General features: G+C 68.7%; 11 protein-coding genes and 1 pseudogene. 5 read left to right on the top strand and 7 right to left on the bottom strand.

The features are described from left to right. Positions 1–60 precede the first annotated feature (60 nt). Positions 61–3,660, top strand: coding sequence for a chromosome segregation protein SMC (gene smc, locus AJAP_RS09460; RefSeq protein WP_038509771.1), 3,600 nt, complete (start codon positions 61–63; stop codon positions 3,658–3,660). Between the two features lie 3 nt (positions 3,661–3,663). Here the strand turns inward: smc and AJAP_RS09465 are convergent, their stop codons facing one another. The 3 genes from AJAP_RS09465 to AJAP_RS09475 all read right to left on the bottom strand — a co-directional run bounded on the left by AJAP_RS09465 (position 3,664) and on the right by AJAP_RS09475 (position 7,059). Continuing rightward, positions 3,664–4,167, bottom strand: coding sequence for a DUF3455 domain-containing protein (locus AJAP_RS09465; RefSeq protein ID WP_038509773.1), 504 nt, complete (start codon positions 4,165–4,167; stop codon positions 3,664–3,666). Positions 4,168–4,257: 90 nt separating this feature from the next. Continuing rightward, positions 4,258–5,841: a sodium:solute symporter gene (locus AJAP_RS09470; protein ID WP_038509776.1), complete on the bottom strand. Its 1,584-nt coding sequence runs from the start codon at positions 5,839–5,841 to the stop codon at positions 4,258–4,260. A 9-nt stretch (positions 5,842–5,850) separates the two neighbouring features. Further along, positions 5,851–7,059, bottom strand: a complete 1,209-nt coding sequence (locus AJAP_RS09475) for an anhydro-N-acetylmuramic acid kinase (RefSeq protein WP_038509778.1) — start codon at positions 7,057–7,059, stop codon at positions 5,851–5,853. 152 nt (positions 7,060–7,211) lie between these two features. On the opposite strand from AJAP_RS09475, the gene ftsY reads away from it, so the two are divergent. Beyond that, on the top strand, positions 7,212–8,516 hold the full coding sequence (ftsY, locus tag AJAP_RS09480; RefSeq protein WP_038509780.1) for a signal recognition particle-docking protein FtsY: 1,305 nt from the start codon (positions 7,212–7,214) through the stop codon (positions 8,514–8,516). A gap of 64 nt (positions 8,517–8,580) precedes the next feature. On the opposite strand, the gene AJAP_RS09485 is transcribed toward ftsY, so the two are convergent. Continuing rightward, complete coding sequence (locus tag AJAP_RS09485; protein ID WP_038509782.1) at positions 8,581–10,077, bottom strand: MFS transporter; 1,497 nt, start codon at positions 10,075–10,077, stop codon at positions 8,581–8,583. Positions 10,078–10,184: 107 nt separating this feature from the next. Between AJAP_RS09485 and AJAP_RS09490 the strand changes: the two genes are divergently transcribed. Then, positions 10,185–10,916, top strand: coding sequence for a TetR/AcrR family transcriptional regulator (locus AJAP_RS09490; protein WP_038522715.1), 732 nt, complete (start codon positions 10,185–10,187; stop codon positions 10,914–10,916). On the opposite strand, the gene AJAP_RS09495 is transcribed toward AJAP_RS09490, so the two are convergent. After that, the gene (locus AJAP_RS09495) at positions 10,906–11,682 is read right to left on the bottom strand and encodes an IclR family transcriptional regulator (RefSeq protein ID WP_038509785.1); all 777 of its coding nucleotides are present in this window, start codon (positions 11,680–11,682) and stop codon (positions 10,906–10,908) included. The two genes, AJAP_RS09490 and AJAP_RS09495, sit on opposite strands and share 11 nt — an antisense overlap. 103 nt (positions 11,683–11,785) lie before the next feature. Here AJAP_RS09495 and aceB point away from each other — a divergent pair, with 103 nt between their 5' ends. Both aceB and AJAP_RS09505 read left to right on the top strand, forming a co-directional pair. After that, positions 11,786–13,363 (top strand): malate synthase A, encoded by a 1,578-nt coding sequence (gene aceB / locus AJAP_RS09500; RefSeq protein WP_038509787.1) that lies wholly within the window; start codon positions 11,786–11,788, stop codon positions 13,361–13,363. 4 nt (positions 13,364–13,367) lie between these two features. Beyond that, positions 13,368–14,564 (top strand): DUF6986 family protein, encoded by a 1,197-nt coding sequence (locus tag AJAP_RS09505; protein ID WP_038509789.1) that lies wholly within the window; start codon positions 13,368–13,370, stop codon positions 14,562–14,564. Here the strand turns inward: AJAP_RS09505 and AJAP_RS44750 are convergent. Both AJAP_RS44750 and AJAP_RS09515 read right to left on the bottom strand, forming a co-directional pair. Continuing rightward, a pseudogene (locus AJAP_RS44750) lies at positions 14,543–14,762 on the bottom strand (ABC transporter ATP-binding protein); the annotation flags it as partial. The gene AJAP_RS09505 and the pseudogene AJAP_RS44750 sit on opposite strands and share 22 nt — an antisense overlap. 487 nt (positions 14,763–15,249) lie before the next feature. Continuing rightward, positions 15,250–16,503, bottom strand: a complete 1,254-nt coding sequence (locus AJAP_RS09515) for an HNH endonuclease signature motif containing protein (RefSeq protein WP_038509794.1) — start codon at positions 16,501–16,503, stop codon at positions 15,250–15,252. Between the last annotated feature and the right edge of the window lie 114 nt (positions 16,504–16,617).

The raw sequence follows: 16,617 nt of genomic DNA on the forward strand, positions 1-16,617 counted from the left end.
ACACAGGTAGCCTGGGCCGATTGAACGACCGGTTCCCGCAGCCAGAGGGGTCAGCACGACGTGCACCTGAAGAGCCTGACGCTCAAGGGCTTCAAGTCCTTCGCCTCGGCGACGACGTTGCGTTTCGAGCCGGGCATCACCTGCGTCGTCGGACCGAACGGGTCCGGCAAGTCGAACGTCCTCGACGCGCTTCGCTGGGTCATGGGCACCCAGGGCGCGAAGGACCTTCGCGGCGGCAAGATGGAGGACGTCATCTTCGCCGGGACCGCCGGCCGTGCCCCGCTCGGGCGCGCCGAGGTCACCCTGACGATCGACAACGCCGACGGCGCGCTGCCGATCGAGTACTCCGAGGTCTCCATCACCCGCCGGATGTTCCGTGACGGCGCGAGTGAATACGAGATCAACGGCGACCGCTGCCGTCTGATGGACGTGCAGGAACTGCTGTCGGACTCCGGTATCGGCCGCGAAATGCACGTCATCGTCGGGCAGGGTCAGCTTTCGGCGATCCTCGAATCCAAGCCCGAGGAGCGCCGCGCCTTCATCGAAGAGGCCGCCGGTGTCCTCAAGCACCGCAAGCGCAAGGAACAGACCCTGCGCAAGCTCGCGAACATGCAGGGCAATCTCGACCGCCTCGGCGACCTCACCACCGAGCTGCGCCGTCAGCTCAAACCGCTGGGCAAGCAGGCCGAGATCGCCCGCAAGGCGCAGTGGGTGCAGTCCGAACTGCGTGACGCCCGGCTGCGGCTGTTCGCCCACGACCTCGTCACCCAGCGCGCGGGTATCGCCAAGGAAGAGGCCGACGAACGCGTCGCCCGCCAGCGTCGCGCCGAGGTCGAGCAGGCGCTGGAGATCGTCGCCGCCGAGGAGGCCGAGCTCGAAGCGTCGCTCGCCGAGGACGCGCCGAAGCTGGCCGCGGCCCAGGAGACTTGGTACAAGCTGTCCGCGTTGACGGAGCGGCTGCGCGGAACGGTGCGGCTCGCGCTGGAGCGTCAGCGGCATCTGTCGTCCGACGTGCAGCAGGCGAGCACCGGCCGCGACCCCGACGAGCTGCTGGCCGAGGCCGAGCAGGTCGCCGAGCGGGAGCAGGAGCTCAACGAGGCCGTCGCCGAGGCCCGTCTGGTGCTTTCGGAGACCGTCCAGCGGCGTGAGCAGCTCGAACACCTCGTCCAGGCCGCCGAGCGCGCGCATATGGCCGCCGTCCGCGCGATCGCCGACCGCCGGGAAGGGCTCGCGAAGCTCACCGGGCAGGTCGAGGCGCTGCGCAGCAAGAACGGCGCGACCTCCGACGAGATCGACCGGCTCACCGTGTCGCTCGAAGAGGCCGCCGAGCGTGCGGAGATCGCCGTCGAGGAACTCGAAGAGGCCAAGGCCGAAGGCGGTGTCGAGGAGTCCGACGACCTCGACCTGCAGGCCCACCACGATCGCGCGGTGGAGGCCAACAACGCCGCCAAGGCCCGCGTCGAAGAGCTGGTCAAGGCCGAGCGTGCCGCCGAACGCGAGATCGCGTCGGAGAAGGCGCGCGTCGAGGCGCTGTCGATGGGCTTGCGGCGCAAGGACGGCGCCGGCGCGCTGCTCGGCGCACAGCACGAACTGCCGGGCCTGCTCGGCTCGGTCGCCGCGCTGCTCACCGTCGAAGCCGGACACGAGGTCGCGCTGGCCGCGGCGCTCGGCCCGGTCGCCGACGCGGTCGCGGTCAACGGCGGCGCCGACGCGCTCGCCGCGCTGAAGTTCTTGAAGGACAACGATTCCGGTCGCGCGGGCATTCTGCTCGGCGGACTGGAATCCACTGTGGACACCAGTGCCTGGCCGTCGTTGCCCGAGGGCGCGCGCTGGGCGCGTGAAGTGGTCACGGCGCCGCCCGCGTTGCGTTCCGCCGTCGAGCACGCGCTCGATCGAGTGGCCATTGTGGACGGTCTGGAGACCGCGCGCCGGCTCGTCGAGGTGTACCCCGAGGTCAGCACGGTCACGCCCGAGGGCGATGTCTTCGGCGCGCGCTGGGCGGTCGGTGGTTCGGCTCGCAGCGAGAGTGTCATCGAGGTGCAGGCCGCGGTCGACGAGGCCGGCGACCGGCTGAACGCCGCCGAGCGCGCGCTGGAACGCACCGCCGCGGAGCTCGAAGGCGCCCGCGCAGGGCAGGCCGCCCGGCGTGAAGAGGTCGGCAGGGCCAAGGAAGCGCTCGGCGACGCGAAGGTCCGCAAGGCCCGCTCCTCCGAGCGACTCAACCGGATGCAGCAGGCCGCGCGTGCCGCGCAGGCCGAGATGGACCGGCTGAGCAACCAGCGTGCCAAGGTCGAGCAGAGCCGCGAAGAGGCGCTGCGGCAGCTCGCCGAACTGGAAGAGCGGCTGGCCGCCGTCGCCGAACAGGAAGTCGACGAGGATCCCGACACCGCCGAGCGCGACCAGGCCGCCGAAGACCTCGGCACGGTCCGCCAGGAGGAGATGGAGTCCCGGCTCGCGCTGCGCACCGCCGAGGAGCGCGCGCGGAGCATCCAGGGCAAGGCCGAATCGCTCCGCCGGGCCGCGCACGCCGAGCGGCAGGCCCGCGAACGGGCCGAAAAGTCCAGGGCCGCAAGGAAACGCGGCGCCGAGATCGCCAACGCGGTGGTCAACGGCGGCGAGATCGCGTTGGAGCGCATCGAGGTCTCCGTGCAGCGCGCCGCCCACGAGCGGGACGAGGCGCAGGCGCAGCGGCAGTCGCGGGAGACCGCGCTGACCCAGGTCCGCAGCAAGGTCCGTGAGCTGACCGGCGAACTGGAGAAGCTCACCGACGCCGTCCACCGCGACGAGGTGCTGCGTGCCGAGCAGCGGCTGCGGCTCGAACAGCTCGAAACCAAGATCGCCGAAGACTTCGGCATCGGCCTCGAGGACCTCGTCTCCGAGTACGGTCCGGACGTCCCCGTGCCGCCGAGCGCGGGGGAGATGGCCGAGTACGAGGCCGCCAAGGAACGCGGCGAGGACGTCACCCCGCCGCCGCCCATGCCGTTCGACCGCGACACCCAGGCCCGCCGGGCGAAGCGCGCGGAGAAGGACCTGAGCCTGCTGGGCAAGGTCAACCCGCTGGCGCTGGAGGAATTCGCGGCGCTGGAGGAACGCTACAAGTTCCTCTCGACCCAGCTCGAAGACCTCAAGGACACCCGCAAGGACCTCGAAGCCGTCATCAAGCAGGTCGACGAAAAGATCCTCGAGGTCTTCGCGTCGGCGTACGAGGACGTCGCGCGCGAGTTCGAGACCGTGTTCGGCGTGCTGTTCCCGGGTGGCGAGGGGCGCATGGTGCTCACGCAGCCCAACGACCTGCTCTCCACCGGCGTCGACGTCGAAGCGCGCCCGCCGGGCAAGAAGGTCAAGCGGCTCTCGCTGCTTTCCGGTGGCGAGAAGTCGCTCGTCGCCGTCGGCATGCTGGTGGCGATCTTCCGCGCCCGGCCTTCGCCCTTCTACGTCATGGACGAGGTCGAGGCCGCGCTCGACGACACCAACATGCGACGGCTGATCGGGTTGCTGGAGCAGCTGCGGGACTCTTCGCAGCTGATCATCATCACCCACCAGAAGCCGACCATGGAGATCGCCGACGCCCTGTACGGCGTTTCGATGCAGGGCGACGGCATCACCAAGGTGATCTCGCAGCGGCTCCGGACCTCCGAAGAAGAGCCGGTCACCGCCTAGCGGTTACTTCGCGACCCAGAAGGCGTAGTCGGCCGAGTACCGGACGGCCGTCTGCGTGCCACTCGCGCAGGTGCCCGCCGGAGCGAGTCCGCCGCGGGTGTCGAGCCGCTGGACGTAGGTGACCTTGCCGAAGATCCCGTCACCGCTGTTCAGATTCGCCTTCAGCAGCAGTTCCGGCACCGCGTTCGGTCTCGGGTTGGACGCCCCGGGAACGGCCGCGGCCCCGACCGTGCTTCCGTCCACAGTGGACGTCCACACCGGACCCTTGCTGTGCAGCGCGATCGTCCGCCCGCGGTGGCTCAGCGTCGCGGCGGGCTGGATCAGCGCCCACGTCCCCGCGGTGCAGCCGTAGATCTGGACGCCTTCGCCCCGATAGGTGGCGATGCGCTTGTTCCCCTCCGGCACTTTGATCGCGTCCGGCACGCCGGTGCTCGTCGCGGCGTACGCGGTCGTGCCGCCGCCGATCAGCAATGCGCCGACGGCGATGGCCACGGTTGCTCGTTTCATCGTCTCTCCCTCTCCTCGCCCGCCGTCTTCGGGCGGGTCCCGAAGCCGACACGGAGGAAAGGGAGAGACGGTTCAGAAGTGTGACTCAGGTCACACTTGCGAGGGCTCCTTCACGTCCGGTTCGGCCAGCGGATCCACGCTCCCGTGGCGCAGCGAAAGCAGCCCGCCCACGACGAGCGTGATCACCACGCCGCACAGCGTGTACCAAGGCCACGCCAGCGCCACCGTGTTCCCGGACGCCTTGCTGAAGTCGACGCCGATCAGGCTGCCGTCCGGTTTGTTGAACTTGACGCCCAGGATGATGAACGCCATCACGATCACCGTCGACACGAACGCGACGATCGCGTCCGCCTGCCTCGCCCGCTTGAACAACAGGCCCAGCAGGAACGCGCCGAGCAGCGCGCCGTAGGTGTACCCGGTGATGCCGAGCGCCTGCACGACGATCGGATCGGCCGAGGTCTTGTTGGAGGAGGCGAAGAAACCCGCGCACAGGATCAGCGCGCCCGCCCAGACGATCGTCCAGATCCGGCCGTGCCGCAGCCGGTCGGCTTCCGGGAGTTCCCGGCCGATCACCCGTTCGTAGACGTCGGTCACCGTCGACGACGCCAGCGCGCCGAGCGACGAACTCAGTGCGGCGGCGAGGATCCCGGCGATCACGAACCCGGACAGACCGCTCGGCAGGTCGTTCACGATGAAGTTCGCGAACAGTTCGTCCTTGTTGGCCAGCCCGAGGCCTTCCGGCTTCGGCTTGGTCGGGGCGAGTCCGTTGTAGAGCGCCCACAGCAGCACACCGATGAACAGGAACAGCGCGAACTGCAGGAACACCACGAAACCGCTGGCGACCAACGCCTTCCGCGCGGCACGCAGATCGTTGGTGGACTGCAGGCGCTGCACGATCAGTTGGTCGGAGCCGTGTGAGGCCATCGAAAGCACCGCGCCGCCGATCAGAGCGGTGAAGAACGCGTACTGCCCGGTGAGCATGTTCGAGGAGAAGTCGAAGATCTGGAACTTGTTCGCGTCCACGGCCTTGCCGAACCAGCCGTCCGGCAGCCTGCTGGAGATCGCCCAGATCACCACGACCGCGCCGAGGATGTACCAGAGCATCTGGATCGCGTCGACCCAGACGACCGCGCGGACACCGCCGAAGAAGCTGTAGAGCACCATCGCGATGCCGAGGCCGACCACGATGGTCCAGTACGAGACGTTCAGGCCGTAGGCCGCCATCACCACCTTGATCGGGATCGCGGTGGCGAACAGCCGGATGCCGTCGGCCAGCGTGCGGGTGAGCAGGAAGGTCACCGACGCGGTGCCCTGCAGCCCGCTGCCGAAACGCTTGCCGAGAAAGGCGTACGCGGTGACCAGGTTGCCCGCCACGTAACGCGGCAGCAGCACCATCGACACCACGATCCGGCCCGCGATGTAGCCGATGGCCAGTGCGAGGTAGGTCATCCCGCCGTCGCCGGGGGTGGCGATGTAGGCCACCGTCGGCACGGAGAGCACGGTGAGGGTGGACGTCTCCGCGGAGACCACCGAAAGGCAGGCCACCCACCAGGAGATCTTGCCTTCACCGACGAAGTAGTCGGAGCCCGATTTCTGTTTGCCGCCGATCCAGACGCCCAGCAGGGGCATGCCGACCAGGAAAAGCCCGATGATCGCGAGGTCAAGTGCGCGCATCCATATCTCCTATCGCTCGCCGGTCTTCGCCGCTACCCGTAGCCGGGTCACGGTTGAGGTATGCGGGGCGGGGAGCCGCAGGGGGCCCGCGCCCGGGGTGATGCTGCCGAGCAACCGGTGGCCGCGGGCGCCGGTCGCCGACGGGAGGTTCCCCGGGACGCCGGACCACGTCAGCCAGCCGAGCAGAATGGTCAGGTATGCCTCTTTGCCCGCGCGCGGCAGCCCGTGATCGTCACTGGTCTTCAGCGCCGTACCGGGCAGGTTCCTGGTGAGCGCGGCCATCAGCGCCGGGTTGTCGGCGCCGCCGCCGGAGATGATCAGCGTGGCGATGTCGTGGCGACGGCATTCCGCGGCGATCGTCACCGCGGTCAGTTCGGTCAGCGTCGCCAGGAGATCTTCCGCGCCGACCGGCGGGAGCCCGTCCAGCGCCGCGTCGAGATACGCGCCGTGGAACAGTTCCTTGCCGGTGGATTTCGGTGGCGCCGCGGCGTAATACGGGTCGAGCAGGAGCTTCGCCAGCAGGTCGGGCCGGACGGTGCCGCGCAGGGCGAGCGCGCCGTCGATGTCGGCACGACGGCCGGTGGCGCGGTGCGCGGCGATGTCCATCAAGGCGTTGCCGGGGCCGGTGTCGTAGGCCAGAACGGCACCGTCGGCGGGGACCACGGTGATGTTCGCGATCCCGCCGATGTTCAGCGCCGCGACCGGGCCGAGCGCGGCCATTTCCCGGAGCCACAACGCGTCCATGGTGCTGGCGAGCGGCGCGCCGTGTCCGCCGGCGGCGACGTCGCGGACGCGCAGATCGGCCACCACCGGCAGTCCGGTGCGTTCGGCGATCCACGCAGGATTCCCCAGTTGCAGCGTGCCGCGCGCGGTGCCGTCCTCGACCCAGTGGAACACCGTCTGCCCCAGGGAGGCGACGACGTCCGCTTCGCCGCCGGCCAGTTCCTCGACGCCGCGCGCGGCCGCCTCGGCGAAGGCCTGGCCCACCAGGGTGTCGAGTTTCGTGAGCTGCTCGGCGTCGCAGGGATTCGGCGGGAGGGCGGCGAGCAAGGCATCGCGGAGCGTTTCGGGATAAGGGACTTCGAGCTGGCCGAGCGGCGAGAGCACCACCGTGTCCCCGTCGGCGCGCAGTTCGGCGGCCGCCACGTCGATCCCGTCGATCGAAGTGCCGGAGATGAGCCCGATGACCCGGACCCCAGTGCCGGAGAGAACCGTCATTCGAAGTGGTCTAGCCCTCGTTCCGGAGACCGCGCAAGCAAGACCGTTTCTTCTTGTCCGAAATGAGTCCTATCCAGTGGGTGCTTGACAAGATCGGCTTCCTTCCCGTGGGGCGTCTGAGCGCGGCGGGGTGCGGATGCGAGGATGGCGCCGTGTCGAGTACCCCCTGGTTCTGGATCGTTGTCGTTGCCGTCGTGGTCCTGGTCGCCGTTCTGGTGGCCGGGCTGCTCATCGCGCGCCGCCGCCGGATCAGCCTGGACGAGTCCAAGGCTGCCGACGTCGTCGAGAAGCCGAAGGGCGGCGGTTATACCGCGACAGGCGGGATCGCGCTCGCGCCTGGTGGCGAGAAGACCGAAGAGCCGGAGCACCCGGTCGAGGACCGTCCCGAGACCGACGGCCAGCCCGCCGTCGGGGACGACGCGGCGGTGCCCCGGGATTCCGCGCAGCGCACGGTGCGCGACGTCGAACTTCCCGAACCCGCCGAGGAAGTGGCCCCCGAGCCCGCTCCCGCCGAAGAGATCGCACCGGCCACCGGACGCCTGGAGCGGCTGCGCGGCAGGCTGGGCAAATCCCGTTCGGTGTTCGGGCAGAGCCTGCTCGGCCTGCTGGGCGCCGGCGACCTGGACGAGGACTCGTGGCAGGACGTCGAGGACACGCTGCTCATGGCGGACCTGGGAGCCGCGACGACCACCGAGATCGTCGAACGTCTTCGTGACGAGCTGAAGCGCCGCGCCGTGCGGACCTCGGAGGAGGCGCGCACGGTCTTGCAGGAGGTGCTGACCGCCGCCCTGTCGACCGACGCGGTGCGAGCCGTCCGCGCGCTGCCGCACACCGTCGACGGGAAGAAACAGCCCGCCGTCGTGCTGGTCGCCGGGGTCAACGGCACCGGCAAGACCACCACCACCGGCAAACTCGCCCGCGTGCTCGTCGCGCAGGGGAGCACCGTGGTGCTCGGCGCGGCCGACACCTTCCGCGCCGCCGCGGCGGACCAGCTCCAGACTTGGGCCGAGCGCGTGGGCGCCGAGGTCGTGCGCGGCAAGGAAGGCGCGGACCCGGCGGCGGTCGCCTTCGACGCCGTCAAACGCGGCACCGAGGCGGGCGTGGACGCGGTCCTGGTCGACACCGCCGGCCGCCTGCACACCAAGACCGGCCTGATGGACGAGCTGGGCAAGGTCAAGCGAGTCGTCGAGAAGCAGGCCAAGGTCGACGAGGTGCTGCTAGTGCTCGACGCCACCACCGGGCAGAACGGGCTGATGCAGGCCCGCGTGTTCTCGGAGGTCATCGACGTCACCGGCATCGTGCTGACCAAACTGGACGGCACCGCGAAGGGCGGCATCGTCTTCCAGGTGCAGCGTGAACTCGGGGTGCCGGTGAAGCTGGTCGGCCTCGGTGAGGGGCCGGACGATCTGGCGCCGTTCGAGCCTGGCGCGTTCGTCGAGGCCCTGCTCAGCAGCTAGCGGGATGCTATGAAAGGTCCTTTCCTTGCAAAATTTGCAAGGAAAGGACCTTTCATAGCGCGCGTCAGGCAGTGACAGGGACGTTCTCGTCCGGGGAAACCGGCGCGGTCTTCTTGTCGCGCATCACCAGGAACGCGACCACCGCCGCCGCCAGCACACCGACCGCGCTCACCAGGAACGTCGTCGACATCGCCGAGGTGAACGACTCACGGGCCGCGGCGATGAGACCGTCGTTACCGGTCGCGAAGGCGTCGCCGATCGAAAGTCGCGCTTGCGCCGGGGCGTCGCCGGGCATGTGCGAGGTGAACAGGCTCGACACGATGCTGCCCAGGATCGCGATGCCGAGCGCGGCGCCCAGCTGCTGGATGGTGTCGTTGAGCGCGGAGCCGACGCCGGCCTGCTCCTCCGGGACCTCGCCCATCAATGCCGCGATCGCCGACGGCATCGCCACCCCGCCGCCCGCGCCGAGCAGGAACAGCGCGGCCGCGGGCAACAGGAAGCCCTCGTTCGCCGACATCGTCGCGAGCAGGCCGAAGCCGCCCGCCATCACGATCATCCCGGCCGTGGTCAGCGCCCGGTTGCCGATCTTCTGGCCCAGCGTGGCACCGAGGGTGTTGAACAGCAGCGACGCGACGGCCATCGGGATGAACGCGAGACCCGCCTCGGTCGGGGTGTAGCCGAGCACGAACTGCAGGTACTGGGTCAGGAGCAGCAGCAGACCGCCGTTGCCGATCTGCACCAGCGTGAGCGACAGGCTGCCGCCGCTGAAGTTGCGCTTGCGGAACAGCTTCAGCGGGACCATCGGCGACGGCGTGTGCCGCTCCCAGAACACGAAGCCGGTCAGGCACACGATCGCGACCGCCAGCGGGATCAGGGTTCCGGCTTCGGCGGGGCCGTGCTTGGGCAGCTCGATGATCGTCCAGACCAGCGAGACCATGCCCGCCGCGGAAAGGACGGCGCCGAGCGGGTCCGGCTTCTGCCACGGGCCCCGGGATTCGGGCATCAGTGTGAGCGCGGCGATCACCGCGATGACGACGATCGGCACGTTGATCAGGAACACCGCGCCCCACCAGAACCACGCGATCAGCACGCCGCCCAGCACCGGGCCGCCGATCAGGCCGATCATCGCGACCGCGCTCCACGCCGCCATCGCCTTGCGGCGCTCCTCGTCGTCGAAGACGGTGATCAGGATCGACAGGGTGCTCGGCATGATCAGCGCGCCGCCGACACCCATCACCGCGCGGGACGCGATCAGTTCGAGCGGGTTCGTGGCGAACGCCGCGACGAGTGAGGCCACCCCGAACAGGAGGAGGCCGATGATCATCACCTTCCGGCGCCCGAACCGGTCGCCGAGGCTTCCCGACGTGAGCAGCAGCCCGGCGAACACCAGGATGTAGGAGTCCAGGATCCATTGCGTGTCCTGGGCGCTCGCGCCGAGATCTTCGGCCAGCGGCGGCACGGCGACGGTCAGCACCATGTTGTCGACGACCAGCACGAGCGTGCTCAGGCAAAGGACGATCAGGATCCACCAGCGGCGTGGATCGCGGATGGGCGCGTTCATCGGGAAACCCCCAGAAGTGTTGCGTACGTTGTTCGGCTGATGCGCACACTGTACGCAGAACGAAACGCCGTACGCAAGGGGGTACTTCGTGCGCTAAAGTGGGCGGCATGTCAGTCGATGAACAGCCGATCCAGTCGGTGTGGACCCGCCCTCGCCGGAAGCGGGATCAGCCCGCGTTGAGTCAGGCGCAGATCGTCGCCGAGGCCGTCCGGCTCCTGGACGTCGAAGGTGTCGACGCGCTGAGCATGCGCAGGCTGGGCACCGCGCTGAACGCGGGCGCGACCTCGCTGTACCGGCACGTGGCCAACCGCGACGAGCTGATCGAACTGGTCGTCGACGAGGTCTACGGCGAGATCACCGTGCCGGACGGCGATGATCCGGCGCGGTGGCGTGAAGCGGCCGTCGTGGGGGCGGAAAGTGTCCGCGCGATGATCCTGCGGCACCCGTGGGTGGCTTCACTGCTCGGCTCGGTCGGCCTGTCGTACCTCGGGCCGAACGTCATGCGGCTCAACGAGCGGCTGCTGGGTGTCTTCGTGAGCGCGGGCTTCCCCGGCGACGAGGCGAACCAGGCGATCAGCGCGGTCATCTCCTACGTCATCGGCATGGGGACGACGGAGGCGGCGTGGCTCACCACCGTCGCCAAGAGCGGCCAGGGTGAGCGTGAATGGGCGGAACGTCTGCGTCCCGCCGTCGAGGAGGCCGCGCGCGAACACCCGCACCAGCGGGAAATGCTGGCCAGGGGAGAGGACGAAGCCGATCCTGTCCGGCTTCGCGACGAGAAGTTCCGCTACGGGCTGGACAGGATGCTCGACGGTTTGGAGACCAGGCTCAAACGGTGACGCCGTCCTTCGAGAGGGTCGAGCCGAGCGAGGTCGCGATCCGCTGGACGACGGGCGCGATCCGCTCGACGGCCTCCATCGTGAGCCGCCCCGAAGGCCCGGACACCGAGACCGCCGCCGGCACCGGCGCGCCCGGGACCGCGACGGCCACGCAACGGACGCCCAGTTCCTGCTCCGCTTCGTCGAGCGCGTAACCCTGTTGGGCGATCTTCGCCAGCTCCAGCAGGAGCGCGTCCTGGTCGGTGAAGGTGTGCTCGGTGTAGGAGGGCATCCCCGTCCGGGCGAGCAGCGCCGTGACGTCTTCGGACGGCAGATGCGCGAGCATCGCCTTGCCCACGCCGGTGCCGTGCGGCAGGAGCCGCCGCCCGACCTCGGTGAACATCCGCATCGAGTGCTTCGACGGCACCTGGGCGACGTACACGACCTCGTCCCGCTCCAGGACGGCGAGGTTCGCGGTCTCGCCCACCTCGTCGACCAGCTCCGCGAGCAGCGGGCGCGCCCACGAGCCGAACTGCATGCTGGCGTTCTCACCCAGCCGGATGAGCCGGGCGCCCAGGGCGTACCGGCGGTTGGTGTTCTGCCGGACGTAGCCCAGATCCACCAGGGTCCTGATCAGCCGGTGGATGGTCGGCATCGGCAGCCCGGACAGGGTCGCCAGCTCCGAAAGGCTGGCCTCCCCGCCCGTGTCCGCGAGATGCTCGAGGAGCTCGAAGGCCCGCTGAAGGGACTGGACGCCGCCATCGCGCCCGTTCTTCTCCGCTGCCACCGTGGTACTCCTTACGTCGGCGTTGATGTTCCGCTATGCAGAAACTATAGTCCGTCATGTAAAACCGTAGGGACGTTATCTTTCCGAACTCGGGGTGTTACTCATGTCTGAAGCTCAGGTGCTCGGCGATCCGGTCGAGCGCGGGGACGAAATCCTCACGCCGGAGGCGCTCGCCTTCCTCGCCGGCCTGCACGAGGCCTTCGCCGCCCGCCGCGACGAGCTGCTGCAGGCCAGGAGCAAGCGCCGCGAGGAGGCCAGGACCACCGGCAAGCTGGACTTCCTGCCCGAGACCAAGGAGATCCGCGAGGGCGACTGGCAGGTGGCCGAAGCCCCGCCCGCCCTGCGCGACCGCCGCGTCGAGATCACCGGTCCGACCGACCGCAAGATGACCATCAACGCGCTGAACTCCGGCGCCAAGGTCTGGCTCGCCGACCTCGAAGACGCCAACACGCCGCACTGGGCGAACGTCGTCTCCGGCCAGGTCAACCTGTACGACGCGGTCCGCGAGACCATCACGCTGGAGAGCGGCGGCAAGAGCTACGCGCTGAAGGACGACGTCGAGCACGCGACCATCGTCGTCCGTCCGCGCGGCTGGCACCTCGACGAGCGCGGCCTTTCCTTCGGCGGACGCCAGGCCGTCGGCGCGCTGGTCGACTTCGGCCTGCACTTCTTCCACAACGCGCAGGAGCTGCTCAACCGCGGCAAGGGCCCGTACTTCTACCTGCCGAAGATGGAGAGCCACCTCGAAGCGCGGCTCTGGAACGACGTCTTCACCCACGCGGAGAAGACGCTCGGCATCGAGCACGGCACCGTCCGCGCGACCGTGCTGATCGAGACCATCCCGGCCGCGTTCGAGATGGAGGAGATCCTCTACGAACTGCGCGAGCACGCCTCCGGCCTCAACGCCGGCCGCTGGGACTACCTGTTCAGCGTCATCAAGTACTTCCGTGACGCGGGCGAGAAGTTCGTCCTGCCGGACCGCAACTCGGTCACCATGACCGCGCCGTTCATGCGCGCGTACACCGAACTGCTGGTGCGCACCTGCCACAAGCGCGGCGCGTTCGCGATCGGCGGGATGGCCGCGTTCATCCCGAACCGCAAGGACCCGGAAGTCACCGCCGCGGCGCTCGACAAGGTCCGCGCTGACAAGAGCCGCGAGGCGGGAGACGGCTTCGACGGTTCCTGGGTCGCGCACCCCGGCATGGTGGACATCTGCCGCGAGGAGTTCGACAAGGTCCTCGGCGACAAGCCGAACCAGCTCGACCGCACCCGCGACGAGGTGTCCGTCACCGCAGACCAGCTGCTCGACGCGGCTTCGACGCCGGGTGGCGCCACCGCGGCCGGTCTGCGTGCCGCCGTCGACGTCGGCATCCGCTACATCGCCTCCTGGCTGAGCGGGAACGGCGCGGCGGCCATCCACAACCTGATGGAGGACGCGGCCACCGCGGAGATCTCGCGTTCGCAGGTGTGGCAGTGGGTGCGCAACGGCACGCAGCTCGACACCGGCGACAAGGTCACCGCCGAACTGGTGCGCGGCGTGCTGGCCGAGGTCCGCGGCGAACTCGCCGCCGAGATCAAGCCGGAACTGCTGGAGCCCGCCGTCGAGCTGTTCGAGCAGGTCGCGCTCGCCGACGAGTTCCCGGACTTCCTGACCCTGCCCGCCTACGAACGGATCAAGTAGACAAATGGGGAACGGGCGGCTCACCGAGGACGTCTACACCGCCGCTGACGCGCGCCTCGCAGAGGCCGACGCGCGCGTCACGGCCAAGTACCCCGGCGAGCCGCCCGGCCGCCAGCCCGTGCACACCGTGTACGTGCCCGCGTCGCAGTACAAGACGCGGCTCGTGGCGGATTGGGGCAAGCGGGCCCTGCGGGTCTTCGGTGAACACGCGGACCAGCTGGGCCTGGACGCCGACATCGCCGACCGGGTCCGGACCAAACTGCTGACCGAGCCGATCGAAGACCTGCGGATCGACTTCGAGGACGGCCTCGGCAGGCCCGGCGACGACGAAGAGGACGCCATCGCGCTCGCCGCGGGGCGGACCCTCGCCGTCACGGGCGGCACGCCGTTCGTCGGCATCCGGTTCAAGAGCTTCGAAGCCGCGACCCGCCGCCGTGGTATCCGCACGCTCGATCTCTTCCTGGCCGGATTACTGGAAAGCGGACCGCTGCCGGACGGTTTCGTCGTCACGCTGCCGAAGGTGACCGCCGTCGAACAGGTCGAGGTGGCGGCGGACGTCATGGAGCGTCTCGAATCCGCGTACGGCCTGGCAGAGGGCGCCTTGCGGTTCGAGGTCCAGATCGAAACCGCGCAGTCCATTGTGGACATCGATGGAACGGTGGCGGTCCCGCGGATCATCGAAGCCGCGCGCGGCCGCTGTTCCAGCCTGCACTACGGCACCTACGACTACAGCGCCGGGCTCGGGATCAGCGCCGAGTACCAGAGCATGGAACACCCGGCCGCCGATTTCGCCAAGCAGCTCATGCAGGTTTCGGCCGCGGGCACCGGCGTCCGGCTTTCGGACGGCTCGACGAACAAACTGCCCGTCGGCGACGCGATCCTCCCGGCTTGGCGCGAACACCTGCGCTTGGTGCGGCGCTCGCTGGAGCGGGGTTTCTATCAGGGCTGGGACCTGCATCCGCATCAGCTGCCGACCCGGTTCGCCGCCACGTACGCGTTCTTCCGCGAGGGTTTCCCGGCTGCGCTGGGCCGGCTGCGGGATTATGCGGACCAGACCGGGCGTGGGGTGCTGGACGAACCGGCGACCGCGCAGGCTCTGGCGAGCTTCTTGTTGCGGGGGTTGGATTGCGGGGCCGTGGATGCGGGGGAGCTTTCGTTTTCACGGGCGGAGTTGGACGCTTACGCGCGAAGGACCGCGTGATAGCGGGCGAGAATCTCGTCCAGTGAGCCGCGGGCGCGGATCCGGCCTTCGTCCATCCAGAGGGCGGTGGTGCACAGTTCGCGCAGCAGTGCGCAAGGGCAGGTGCAAGTAGTCGCCCAGCCCGGTGAACTCGGCGATGTCGTCGACCCGTTTCTCCATCTTCTTGCGGCTCATGCCGCGGATCAGGATGTTCTCGTGGCGGTCGCCGAGCAGGCGGGAATGTCGGTGGGCGCGATCTATCGCCGGTTTTCGGCAAGAACCAACTGCTGTACGCCGTGAAGGATCAGTTGCGATCCAGCGCGATTTCGTGGAGACGGCTCAGCCTTGTCTCGAGGAGATCCGCCTGGCGGATCGGGAAGTGGCGATCCGGATGATGAGCCGGACCATCATCGGATCCTGTGCACCGGGCCGCCAGTGGCCGGTTCTGGTCGTGGGCTTTGGCTTATCTGGAGTCGGCTTAGACCCTTTGGCGGGGAGGGCTTCGTCGCCGAGGCCGTGCCCTGAGGATCTCTACTCGGTGGTGACCGGTCCGGTGGTGATGGACTGTGTGGATTTTGGTGCGTTGGATGACCCGAAATCCACACAGTCGTGCGTGATCGGGGCTGGTGAACGACCGGATATCGGTGGAGCCCGGCGGGCATGACGAAGGGCCCGTCGCCGGCGTGGCCGACGGGCTCTTCGGGGTTCAGACGTGGTGCAGGGTGTTGCGCCGAGGTTGTCGGAGCGGATCCCGGTATTGGGGCGGGATGAACTCCGGTAGGCCATCGGCCGCCATGCGTACTTCCCAGTCGCCGTGGTGAATCAGCCGATGATGGAAACCGCAAAGCAACACGAGATTCCGAAGATCGGTCGGACCGCCGTCTGCCCAGTGCTCAATGTGATGGGCGTGGCAATTCTTGGGTTTCCGATGGCAGCCGGGGAAGGCGCAGCCACCGTCGCGAATGTTCAACGCACGTCGCTGGCCTGGGGTGACGAAGCGTCTCAGTCGTCCCATGTCCAAGGGTTCACCCGAGGCGCTCATCACGACCGGCAACATCAGGCAGTCGCAGGCGGCGAGCCGGGCTTCCCGCGCGGTCATCGTCCCCACAAAGTCGAGACAGGCGGTCCCGAGACCCGATTTGAGTTCCTCAAGCCCGATGGTGACGTGGACGAGGGTGCGGTAGCCGCTGGTGCCGGGTTGGTCGGGGCAGGCGATGGCCAGGTCGAGGAGTTCGGCCCAGGCGTCTCCCATGCGTTCGCACTTCATCCGCAGATCCGCCTGGCCGAACTCGTCCACCGGGCGTGGCTGGGCGTGTGCTTCCAGAGCGGCGGCCGTGCGTGCGCCGGTCTCGTCATCGAGGAGGCCGGTGAGTTTCCAGAAGCCGTCTTTGCGCCGCTCTAGGGTGATTTCCCGCCGTGGTTCCTTCGGCTCGGGGTCTTTGGGTTCGTTGCCGTCGGGGTTGAGCAAGCCTTGCAGGTTCGCCTCGGCCTTGGCGAGCTGCCGGGGACCGGCAGTCGGGGCGAGATTGGCGAGGATCTGCTCCGCGCCCTCCCGCTCCTCCGCCGAAATGTCGGCCGGGAGGTTCTTCAAGATCTCCAGGATCTGATCGATCCGTTCGTCCCCGACCAACCCCTGAGCGGCGACCGCAGCAGTCGCGGGAGCGACAGGCGGAACCTCCGTGCCATCCAACGCCCGCGTCGGGTTCAACGCGATGGCCCGCTTCACGATCGGACCCGCCTCACCCCGAGACAACCCCGCCAGATCTGCGAGCCAGCTGGCCGTGCTGCCATGCCCGTACAAGTCTTTGGCGCCCCGATTTTCGATCTCCGCCAGGAATCGCCCCAGACAGGCGGTCGCGATCCGGATCACCTGCAAAGCGTGCTGCACGCCATGGGCAAGCTCCAGCTTGCCGGCACGCCACAGTTCTTGCGGCAACTCGGGGAGGAAGGTCTCGGACACTTCTTCATAATACACCAATAAATCGAACACGTGTTCGTAATTTTAAGCGACAATCAAAATGCGCTAACAACACTGAAGGGTGATGCCGTCAGGCGCGGAGACCACGCGGAGAGA

The organism is Amycolatopsis japonica, assembly GCF_000732925.1.
GTDB lineage: Bacteria > Actinomycetota > Actinomycetes > Mycobacteriales > Pseudonocardiaceae > Amycolatopsis > Amycolatopsis japonica.

What these genes read in the sequence shown, in the direction of transcription:
- AJAP_RS09505 (WP_038509789.1), top strand. Translation starts at nt 13,368, where the DNA reads ATGGGGAACGGGCGGCTCACCGAGGACGTCTACACCGCCGCTGACGCG.
- AJAP_RS09475 (WP_038509778.1), bottom strand. Translation starts at nt 7,059, where the DNA reads ATGACGGTTCTCTCCGGCACTGGGGTCCGGGTCATCGGGCTCATCTCC.
- AJAP_RS09470 (WP_038509776.1), bottom strand. Translation starts at nt 5,841, where the DNA reads ATGCGCGCACTTGACCTCGCGATCATCGGGCTTTTCCTGGTCGGCATG.
- aceB (WP_038509787.1), top strand. Translation starts at nt 11,786, where the DNA reads ATGTCTGAAGCTCAGGTGCTCGGCGATCCGGTCGAGCGCGGGGACGAA.
- AJAP_RS09465 (WP_038509773.1), bottom strand. Translation starts at nt 4,167, where the DNA reads ATGAAACGAGCAACCGTGGCCATCGCCGTCGGCGCATTGCTGATCGGC.
- AJAP_RS09485 (WP_038509782.1), bottom strand. Translation starts at nt 10,077, where the DNA reads ATGAACGCGCCCATCCGCGATCCACGCCGCTGGTGGATCCTGATCGTC.
- AJAP_RS09490 (WP_038522715.1), top strand. Translation starts at nt 10,185, where the DNA reads ATGTCAGTCGATGAACAGCCGATCCAGTCGGTGTGGACCCGCCCTCGC.